At 33.2% G+C, this 9,341-nt stretch carries 12 protein-coding genes; 5 read left to right on the top strand and 7 right to left on the bottom strand.

What is annotated here, in order from left to right; translation table 11 throughout:
- Window positions 1-284 precede the first annotated feature (284 nt).
- The 4 genes from FTU05_RS16465 to mobQ form a co-directional block, all read right to left on the bottom strand.
- Window positions 285-428 carry a hypothetical protein gene (locus tag FTU05_RS16465; RefSeq protein WP_167514224.1) on the bottom strand — a complete coding sequence of 48 codons (144 nt, stop codon included), beginning with the start codon at window positions 426-428 and terminating at the stop codon, window positions 285-287.
- A gap of 12 nt (window positions 429-440) precedes the next feature.
- The gene (locus tag FTU05_RS16460; protein ID WP_068975321.1) at window positions 441-995 is read right to left on the bottom strand and encodes a plasmid replication DNA-binding protein; all 555 of its coding nucleotides are present in this window, start codon (window positions 993-995) and stop codon (window positions 441-443) included.
- Between the two features lie 3 nt (window positions 996-998).
- Window positions 999-1,943, bottom strand: a complete 945-nt coding sequence (gene repM / locus FTU05_RS16455; RefSeq protein WP_068912167.1) for a replication initiation protein RepM — start codon at window positions 1,941-1,943, stop codon at window positions 999-1,001.
- A 637-nt stretch (window positions 1,944-2,580) separates the two neighbouring features.
- Window positions 2,581-4,335 (bottom strand): MobQ family relaxase, encoded by a 1,755-nt coding sequence (gene mobQ, locus FTU05_RS16450; RefSeq protein WP_262735345.1) that lies wholly within the window; start codon window positions 4,333-4,335, stop codon window positions 2,581-2,583.
- A gap of 258 nt (window positions 4,336-4,593) precedes the next feature.
- Here mobQ and FTU05_RS16445 point away from each other — a divergent pair, with 258 nt between their 5' ends.
- From FTU05_RS16445 to FTU05_RS16430, 4 genes are all read left to right on the top strand, one after another.
- The gene (locus FTU05_RS16445; protein ID WP_227552390.1) at window positions 4,594-4,974 is read left to right on the top strand and encodes a hypothetical protein; all 381 of its coding nucleotides are present in this window, start codon (window positions 4,594-4,596) and stop codon (window positions 4,972-4,974) included.
- Window positions 4,975-5,230: 256 nt separating this feature from the next.
- Complete coding sequence (locus FTU05_RS16440; RefSeq protein WP_180006194.1) at window positions 5,231-5,704, top strand: hypothetical protein; 474 nt, start codon at window positions 5,231-5,233, stop codon at window positions 5,702-5,704.
- A 14-nt stretch (window positions 5,705-5,718) separates the two neighbouring features.
- On the top strand, window positions 5,719-6,315 hold the full coding sequence (locus FTU05_RS16435) for a helix-turn-helix transcriptional regulator (RefSeq protein WP_180006195.1): 597 nt from the start codon (window positions 5,719-5,721) through the stop codon (window positions 6,313-6,315).
- On the top strand, window positions 6,308-6,610 hold the full coding sequence (locus FTU05_RS16430; RefSeq protein ID WP_180006196.1) for a hypothetical protein: 303 nt from the start codon (window positions 6,308-6,310) through the stop codon (window positions 6,608-6,610). Before FTU05_RS16435 ends, FTU05_RS16430 begins: the two co-directional genes overlap by 8 nt.
- 65 nt (window positions 6,611-6,675) lie before the next feature.
- On the opposite strand, the gene FTU05_RS16425 is transcribed toward FTU05_RS16430, so the two are convergent.
- The 3 genes from FTU05_RS16425 to FTU05_RS16415 form a co-directional block, all read right to left on the bottom strand.
- Complete coding sequence (locus tag FTU05_RS16425) at window positions 6,676-7,143, bottom strand: hypothetical protein (protein ID WP_180006197.1); 468 nt, start codon at window positions 7,141-7,143, stop codon at window positions 6,676-6,678.
- 2 nt (window positions 7,144-7,145) lie between these two features.
- Entirely contained in the window at window positions 7,146-7,535 is a 390-nt protein-coding gene (locus FTU05_RS16420) for a hypothetical protein (RefSeq protein WP_180107277.1), read from the bottom strand.
- A 586-nt stretch (window positions 7,536-8,121) separates the two neighbouring features.
- Window positions 8,122-8,892, bottom strand: coding sequence for a hypothetical protein (locus tag FTU05_RS16415; protein WP_032073134.1), 771 nt, complete (start codon window positions 8,890-8,892; stop codon window positions 8,122-8,124).
- Window positions 8,893-8,950: 58 nt separating this feature from the next.
- Here FTU05_RS16415 and FTU05_RS16410 point away from each other — a divergent pair, with 58 nt between their 5' ends.
- Complete coding sequence (locus tag FTU05_RS16410; RefSeq protein WP_032073153.1) at window positions 8,951-9,289, top strand: hypothetical protein; 339 nt, start codon at window positions 8,951-8,953, stop codon at window positions 9,287-9,289.
- Window positions 9,290-9,341 lie beyond the last annotated feature (52 nt).

The following is a 9,341-nucleotide window of genomic DNA, read 5'->3' as shown; positions in this document are numbered from 1 at the left end:
AAAATTTGTGATTTTTTTGATGCTGAATATGATGTGAATACAGTATTACGCTTAGATCCGCACTATAGAACTTAATAGAAAACTAAATTTCTGATTAGAAAGATTTTCTAAAATTAACATAATACACCTTATACGAAATGCTCTTTATTTATCTTTCTAAATCATAGCCTTATCGTGTACTAAAAAGCCCAACTATGCTCAGTTGGGCTTTTTTATGCATTTTTCACGTTCCACGCCTATTATTTAAGCAATGTTTCACGATTTTGATTAGCTCAATTGAATAATCAGGATGCCTGGTCTTTTTCTTTTTGGCGTTTATCCAGCTCTTTTTTCAGCTCCTTTTTATCCTGGTACGATGCGATCAGCATGATCGGGATCAACAGCGGGGCCACAATAATGCCTAGGGCAATGTCTTTCAGTTTCGGCATGATCTTTCTCCCTTAGTCATTATCAAAAACAGCATTCAGTACACGGCCAAATAAGCCACGTTTTTTCTTTGTCTCATAATGCGTATTTGGTACGTGTTTTGGTGTTTCATTAGGGCGTGTCACCAATGTCTCATGGGATGTTTTAATTTCACTATCTCTATTATTATCAATAGTTTCACTTATTCCACTATTGTTGTCGCATGGTGCATCATTGGAATGTGTCACTGGTGTATCATGAGACATTTTTTCTTCAGACTCTTTATGCCCTAATAGCAATTGAAAGCGGTCTATTTGATCTAAATAGCGTTTCTCACGATCTTTGTATGACTCAATTTCCTTTTTCATAAAATCAACAAGCTGACGTAAATCAGCATCATCTTTAGACTGATCCACTTCTTGTTTTTGTTCATGCTTTTTGATCGGCTCTCCAAAGCATCGGATGACTTCTGCAATATCAAAAAGACCATCAGCGCTTCGAGATATACGCCCTTCTTTTATGGCCCTATATAGCGTAGAACGACTGACGTTAAAGCGGTTAGATACTTCACTTAGTGATAATTTAGCCATTTACTAAATCCTTTTATTTAATGGCATATATCCCACTTTTTTTAGGTATGGATATAGTTCTTTGATTTTTTCAGGATCGTGAAGCATCTCAGCAATACGAATAGCAAATTGTGGATAGCTTTCAGTTCCCTGGGAATACCGACCCATTTCCGGTAGCTCTGAAAGTTTATTGGCAAACATGTGGCGTTGTGCATCGGTCATTTGGGTAAAGAGATCTACCGTGTTTGGATCTCTTTCTGAAGGTATCGAATCAATTTTTTTATGCTTAAAAGTGAATGATAAGCCTGAGATAGATCTTCCTGTTTTGTACTGTTCGTATTTTACATGTATATCAGTCAGCTCATTGATTTGCTTTATGGCTGGTTCTAAAACACGACTTTTAAAATTAACCATTTTTTGATATTCATTCATCTCAAGTCCTAATTTTTCTCTGAACTCAGATAAAGAAATAACAGGTGTTTTTCCTACGTCTCTCCAAGCAATTAGAAACTCATATAGACGAATAGCATATTTGCTAGTTAGTTGCGCAACCTGTTTAAGTTGATAGCTCGTAAAGTGCTTTTCCAATCTTGTAATAAGAGGAACAACATCTGGTGCAAAGGTAACTTCTAATGTAGCAAGGTCATCAACATATGCAATTCGGCTAACCCAGCGGGATTTGACTACAATTTCTTTGTTTGTATCTTTATGAATTTCCTTAAAAGAGAACTTTCTTTCAAAAAGATTATTAACTGCATTTTTTAGAGCGTTATACGCAGCTTCTTTGGTGACATCAAAGCGAGAAGCATAATCAGAAGCATGGATTTCTAATTTACTGTCGGATGAGATCCCTTGGCCTGTTTCTCTTGCTCTTATTATTGATAAAAGGATAAGCCGTTGCTCGGTTACTTCGAGATTATAACTGGCATTAATTAAGGCATTATCTTTTACTACTAAGTCATTTTTCATAAGACTGCATAGGTTATAAGTGTTATTAAGACTACATTAGCATTCGATGTAATCAAATGCAAAGAAATTGTAGTCTTATGACAAAGAAATTGTAGTCTTATGACAAAGAAATTGTAGTCTTATGACAAAGAAATTGTAGTCTTATCCACCTTGAAAGCCTTGCAAACAAAGGTTTTCAGAGAGTCTAAAAGCATTTAAAAACTTTAAAAATAATTAAAAGCCCAGGCAAAGAAAAATTGCCCTTGGTTTTCGCTACGCTCAAACTCTATTGAATCTCGCTTTCGCTCGATTCGTCGGGGCAATTTTTGGCTTAAAATTTCGTGACTTTTTAAAAAAGAAAAGCAACTAGGAATTCGCTTCGCTCATAGAACTTTTTCACTCGCTTCGCTCCACATAAAACCACCGTAATCAGTTCGCACCCATTCGGGATGCTCTGATTCTGAGTTCTTGATACACAGGGGAGCCTGTAATCAGGGAAAAACAGGTGAAAAAATTTAGATCCCTGTAGTTCGCTCGTAGACACTCGCTAAATGCTCTCATTTGCGATTTAAGAGTTTTTTCTTAACTCAACTATAAAATCTACTGTGGTTTAGCAAAACATCGCTAAAAACCCTATTTTTTTGCGTTTAAACAGCATTCACCAAGGTCGGTAATCGTTGTTATTTTCATTTTCTGGTTTTTTAGGCTCGTTTTTCTGCTGTTTTTCCAATTCTTGGCGTTTTAAAAATGCCAAATGTTCTCGTTCGTGTCTTTCTTGTTCATAGCGTTGTTCTTTTTGCTCTCGTTCTTTACGTAATTGCTCTCTAAATTCACTTTCTCTGCGATCATTTTCAATTCTTCGTTGGCGATCTACTTCCGTTTGGCGTACTTGCTGCATTCTTTCTTGTTCAATTTTGAGATCATCTGCCCGTTTTGCTTTAAGGAGGGGACTCATATCATCATTAAAATCATGTAGGGTATCGAATGAATGAACGTACTCTCGTTTTAGCTTCTGCCAAAACGTGGGTTTTATCGTTGGTCGTTCAATCCCATTATTTTCCAGTATCTCTGAGCATTGACCTAAGCGTTGGACGACATTCTCAATATCGTATTCTTTAGCAAGTTGTTCGACCTCGGTTGCGTATTCTCTCCAGTTCTCATTTTTTGCCTGTTCTACTGATTTTTCAGTCGCATAAAAATCAGGTTTTTTTATATCTCTGTAAGTATGATGGTAAGAGTCATAAAACAAATTATTGGTATGTAGGTAAAAATCGCTTTTGTTTTCTGCTAACCATCGTTTTGTCTTGGTGAGATTTGATTCAATCTGCTTTTGATTATCAGCAGCATTGCTTTGAATGGTGTAAAACTGATTGGCAAATTCTGCATAAATATCTTGGCACCGGATGAAGTCATCATATGCGTTGTCGATCTGTTGAACCTGTTGTTCTTGCAGGCGTTCTTCTTCTAGGTTGAGATTTACTAATTCTGCTAAAAGCTCTTTTTCTTCTGCTTCGGTTAACTGAAGTTCGTTTTCCAGCTGGGTAATCTGATCTTCTAATCGACTTGGAACAATAATTTCTTGATCAAGGCCCTTGATGATCTGTTGGTATTCTCGTGCAGCATCTAAATTTTTGGCTTTGATTGCATCATTTTCAAGTGCAATTCTTGGCAGCACAATTTCAGTGTTACGTTCTTCAAGCGGTCTTTTTTGTTCCTCGTCATATTGTCTGCGAAGTGCTGTAGCTTCATGCCCTTCATGATGAGTGGGTTCAAGAAAGTCTAAGCCCTGATCCTTGTAACTCCGGTGGTCGATGCGTTCGTCTAGTCCGGCATTTTCCAATACTGTGTTTACAACATTGGCAAAAGTTGCTCGGCTGTCCTTCAGGATCTCGGGACCATGGTCGTTGAAGATTCTTTGTTTCTTTCCTAATTCGCCTTTTTCATTGATGAGTCTGGTCGTGAACATCATGTGTACGTGATAGTTTTTATTATTGGTTTCATCGTTATGTTCATGTGGTGCATGGATGCAGGCATCGACAATAACATTGTGCTTGTTCACAAAGTCTCGGCAAAAGTCATCAACGATTTTTATGCGTTCTGCATCTGTTAATTCATGTGGTAAAGCACAGATATATTCTTTGGCGAGTCGTGCATTGGCTTTCATTGAGCCATTGGCATTGAATTCTTTTTTTTCTACTGTATTCCAAAGTGTTTGACGGTCTAAAAGTTTTGTATTGGTATGTTCTGGTGCATAAATATTTTTGTATTCAAGTCCCTTTTTTTTAGTGTAGTCCTGAGTCTTTCCAAAAGTCAGATCCTCTAATTTTTCACAGGCACGATAAGCAGCACAAGCAACGGCTGAACGTCCGTCACTTCGTGAGATGTTGCTTTCATTCAAATGAAAAATTGCCACTTTAAAAACCTAAATTTCTGCATACCGTGGTTTTGATTTTTGCAACTTTGAAAAAGTTGCTGACCATGCTAAAGCGAGGTCATGGGGTACAGGGGTTTCCCCTGTCGCAACGTCCACTTTTGAATGAAATGATAAAAGTGGGTAAGTGCGCCCTTCGTTTCACTCCGGGAAAACTTCGCTTCGCTACGTTTGATATTGCTCGCTTTGTTTTTTGACTCTATGATGATGTTTGATTATTGATCATCACGGTTTAATACTATGTCAGATATTCAAGAAAAGAAAGATGCAGTTTTAAAGAAACTCACCAAAGCACAGCAGAAAAAATTATCCCTGCAAGAGCAAATTGAGTATTTAAAAAAAGAACAAGAGCAGATCTTAGAACAGGCAAAACAGAAACAGAATGAGCTTAAACTCAAACAGCAAAAACTTTTAAGCGAAGCAAAAGCCCAAGAACGGAAAAATGAAACTAGACGGAAAATTTTGCTTGGCGCTTGGGTTTTGAATAAATTTAAGAATGATGAATCTTTTAAACATCAATGGGCTGATTTTGAGCAGTTTTTAAGTGCGGAAAGTAAGACAGAAGAAAATAGACAGAAAGATAAAGAGCTTTTTAATGATCTTTTTAAGGGAAAGTTCTAAATTTCATATAAGAGATTTTATGTTAAATAAGTTAAATAAATGGATATTTTGCAGTAGGTTTTTTGAGTCTCTTTGGCACTATATGTTGTAGTCAATTTTTAAAAATTGACTACATATAGAATAAGTGCGTAATATCAGTTAAGTAAAATATTAATTTAATGGTATTTTTAATTGTATAATTTGTAGAGTATTTGTTGAAATTATTAAAATTTTTTTAAATCCCTATCAATAGGTTAACTTATAAGTTAATATTTTTATGACTATAACTCTAGTTCAATGCAAATCAACTGGACATCCTAACCCAACACAAACTTTTAAGATTACAGATAACTCTTGGAAAATCTTTAAATGTTTTTCTACAGAGACTCCTGAAAGTAACTTTCATGAAGATGTAAAACGATTGCTACCAATTGATCGAAAGAAAGCTCAAATCTTATTTGTTCAGTTAGGTAAGAGATGCGAGTCTGGGCAAAATTTATCATTTTTTTATGATAAGAAAGCATTGCATGATGCTTTAGAGTTTAGTTATACCGATGTGTCAGGTGCTACAGTAATAGATAAAATATGGCGTATTAGACAAGGTGATCTACGTTTATATTTTATATATTTCCCACCTGGAAAGCGTCTTGTTCTTTTAAACATATGGGTAAAGAAACAAGATAAATTAACTTCTTCAGAAAAGAACGCATTAAGTGATTTAGCTGAAAAGGTAATGAAGTCTTGTTTATAGCCCTAGAGGTTTATATGAGTAAAGAAATTTCCACTGCATTAAATTTAGATGATGTTATGGATTTTGATTTTTTCGATTTTTCAGATTTAGATCCTATAGATTTGAAAAAAGATGCTATAGCTGCCGATCTATGTGCATTAATGGCTTTTAAAAATATATCTAGAGTTGAGTTGGCAAAAAAACTAAATTGGAAATTGAGTCAAGTTAGTAAAGTTTTGTCAGGAAAACAGAATTTAACTATAAGTACTATTTCTAAAGTTTGTTTTGCACTTAAATATGATTTTCAGATTAGTTTTCATGAAGAACATGAGCAACTGAATGTACAGCCATGGGAAAGAAATTTACAAAGTATTGTTAATTTAAAAAACAATACTACTGAAAATTGGCATGTTTTATATAAAAAACAATCTCCTGTGGAAATTGTTATAGATATTCTTTCAAACAAGGTATCTGATTATTATTTAACACCAATATCTGTAAATTCATATAACAATAAAATGACTCTAGGTGAAAAGAAAACTTCAGTAGTTAACCCTCATTTGAAAGCTCTACAGCGCAATGAAGCACCAAGTCTAACAAAAGTTTTATATAAGGATTTATGTAATGTCTAAAGCAGTTAAACGATCTGCTGAGCACGAACTTAAGTTTGCTCAAAGTCATAAAACAATTTATGCAGATCATATTATGAGATTTGCATTTGGTCCTGTTGTATCCAAATTAGATTTTGGTATCTCACATGAGCTAGGGGATCAATTACCAGAAATCTCTACAACAGTTATTATTCCAACGCCCAATTTATTAGATGTTCTTCCTTTAATCATTGAACAAAGTAAGAATCCTGAAGTTAAGGATGAAATGGTTTCTAAACTCAAAAATATTATCGCAAAATTTGAAGAAGAAGCTTAAAACATAATAAAAAAGCCCGATAACATGTTGGGCTTTTTTATTGAATATAAAGCTAATATATAGCTTTACTCATCTTCATCATATTCAGGTAAGGTGGCATAAGACTGGCCTATCTTGTTTAGATCTTCGAATGAAAAAGTACGGATAGGTTTTTTACTGCCTTTTTGGGCTTCGGAAATTCGATCTTTCGCTGGTTTAGATATATCTTTATAAACTAACCAATGTTCACCAGACTTAGGATTTTTTTTCATATCATCAAGAAATTTTTCCGCATCATCCTTATCTGCTTTTTTATTTTTTACATCCACCCTTACCTCAGTCATTAAGGATGAGCAAGAAATTTGAGATGCCCCATTATCTCGAATATCTTCAAATTTTTCGCCTAAATTTGAAGGAGCATATAGATATAAATCTCCTCCTCCATCAGCCGTATTTGTAGTAGTAAATCTTGTAAAATCTAACCGTCTCTCTTTTAAAGCAATTTCAGCAACAGTTATTGTAAAACGCATTTCCCCCTTTTTTCCTTTCGACATATTTACATACTCACTTTAATTTTAACTAATTGATTGTTATACAGTTCTTTTAGTTCAACTAGTTCCTTAATATTTAATAACATATGTAAATCTGAAGTTATCTTTTCATAATTGGTCGCTAAACTCTGTCTATCTGTAGCTAACAATTTAAAAATTTTTTCTTTTAAAAAGCCCTTTATTTTTTTCACATCATCATCTAGAAAATTAAACTCTGTTTCACAATCATCATCATCACTTTCAGGGATTAAAGTAGATATTAAATTAAACTCATCTTTTAGATCATTTAGTAACGCTTCATTAATATCTGCACGTAATAAAGTTTTGCTATTTTGCTCATTAATTTTGTTTTCATTATTGGGCGTAAACTCTATTAAACTTAAAAAAGAAGACAACTTTATCTCCAATCAAATAAAAAATTATATTTTATAGAGTAGCTTACTTAGAGTCATAAATGTTTTTAATTTTTCCTAAAATTAACATGATACGTCTTATCCGAAACAATTTAGACAATAAAAAACCCCAGCATCCTGCCGGGGTTTTTTATTGGAACATTCGGTCTCTGTACTCTTACGTATCTTATATAGCGCCATCTTGGTGCTCATTTTTTAATTCTAAGGAACTTCCTGTTCCTGACGAATTAATCATATGAATATTCTAGTATTCCGAATAGCAGCAAAGGACCTGAATTGACGTAAGTAAATGCTTACAAAGATGATTAAAAACTGTCCCAGGTTTATCCGCAGGAAATGGGGATAATTTTAGATCCTGGGACGTTGAGAACATTGGAAAAACCGAAAAATTGACTACTTTTTAAACAAAATTATTGGCAAGAACTATCAAAACCGCTCATAAAAAAGCCGACTTGTTTCCAAGCCGGCTTTTGAACATCGTCGAGCACATTCTTTATATCATAAGTTTTTGATTTTTATAAGTTTCAATGTATGCGTTTCGTATAACGCCCATTATGTTAAATATATTTTAGTTAAGTAATTTATCTCTTATCAATTCTTTAAATTTTTCAGGATTTTGCTCCGCTTGATTATTAAAAATATCAAAGTAAGTTAAAGCTTGTTGTTGAATTTTTCCTTTATTTGGAACACGAGAAGCAGGATGAGGGAGTCGAATTACTAAAGTCTTTTTATTCCAGAATCTTACGCTAAATCCTTCTATAGATTCTTTGAAGTTAAGAATATCTTCGTCATTAACATAATTGAGTTTCAACTGTTCCCAATTTCCATGATATGCACCTAAGAAAAAAATATTTTTAGGTTCTAATCTATCAAGTTGATTTACTAAGTTTTCTATTGATATATCTTTAAGATGCTCATACAAATCTATACTTTTATTTTTTGAATTCAATAAGTTAAAAGATTTTTTATTATAATCAAAGAAGTAGAAGTTTAACCATTGTATATACTCGTTATTATTTTTTTCTTTGACTTTACCTAAGAATTTTAAGAATTGTGATCTCACAGGTGGCTTTTCATAAAGATTACGGTATCTAATTTTACTTTCAGAAATTAATTCATTTGTACTTAAATTTCCTAATATAAAGCTATCTAATTTCAATTTCCCCCATCCAGAAGTTTCTTGGCCAACAATTACTACTTTATTTTTGGATTGGTCAAAAGAACTATCTAAAAAATCTGGAATGAAAGGTAAGCTGATTTTTTGTAAAAGAGGGTGATAATCCTTATGTGTAATAAGGTTATTTTTTAATTTATTTAAATTTTCTGAGTATTCAATCATAGTATGTTTACTTGCTTAATTTTTTTTAAGTTATATATGAAAACTTAGGAGAATAACATTGAAAATAGGTATATTTTGGTTTTATAAAAATCAAGTTCTTGGTATTTCTCATGAGTTTGATATTAATAGCTCAGATTCTTTAGGTATGATTGATAGTGCCTACAACCATGTATCTTATTGGGATGAATTACGAAATAAATTTTCTGAGCTAAGGGAAATTGAATATGACGATGTACCTCGGGGAAGAGTAATATTCGATAAAAATAAAAATAAATTGATCATCTATCTAGATAAGAAATTATTAATTAAAGGTAAGGTATCAAAAATTTGTGATTTTTTTGATGCTGAATATGATGTGAATACAGTATTACGCTTAGATCCGCACTATAGAACTTAATAGAAAACTAAATTTCTGATTAGAAAGATTTTCTAAAATTAACATAATACAC

The sequence above is a fragment of the Acinetobacter sp. YH12049 genome, from assembly GCF_013419875.1.
GTDB classification, from domain to species: Bacteria; Pseudomonadota; Gammaproteobacteria; order Pseudomonadales; family Moraxellaceae; genus Acinetobacter; species Acinetobacter amyesii.
This window is presented reverse-complemented; position numbering and strand designations above follow the sequence as displayed.

Bases quoted from the DNA above. Each gene is read 5' to 3' on its own strand.
- FTU05_RS16435 (WP_180006195.1), top strand. From the start codon at position 5,719: ATGAGTAAAGAAATTTCCACTGCATTAAATTTAGATGATGTTATGGAT.
- FTU05_RS16425 (WP_180006197.1), bottom strand. From the start codon at position 7,143: ATGTCGAAAGGAAAAAAGGGGGAAATGCGTTTTACAATAACTGTTGCT.
- FTU05_RS16465 (WP_167514224.1), bottom strand. From the start codon at position 428: ATGCCGAAACTGAAAGACATTGCCCTAGGCATTATTGTGGCCCCGCTG.
- FTU05_RS16460 (WP_068975321.1), bottom strand. From the start codon at position 995: ATGGCTAAATTATCACTAAGTGAAGTATCTAACCGCTTTAACGTCAGT.
- FTU05_RS16415 (WP_032073134.1), bottom strand. From the start codon at position 8,892: ATGATTGAATACTCAGAAAATTTAAATAAATTAAAAAATAACCTTATT.
- repM (WP_068912167.1), bottom strand. From the start codon at position 1,943: ATGAAAAATGACTTAGTAGTAAAAGATAATGCCTTAATTAATGCCAGT.
- FTU05_RS16430 (WP_180006196.1), top strand. From the start codon at position 6,308: ATGTCTAAAGCAGTTAAACGATCTGCTGAGCACGAACTTAAGTTTGCT.
- FTU05_RS16440 (WP_180006194.1), top strand. From the start codon at position 5,231: ATGACTATAACTCTAGTTCAATGCAAATCAACTGGACATCCTAACCCA.
- FTU05_RS16445 (WP_227552390.1), top strand. From the start codon at position 4,594: ATGTCAGATATTCAAGAAAAGAAAGATGCAGTTTTAAAGAAACTCACC.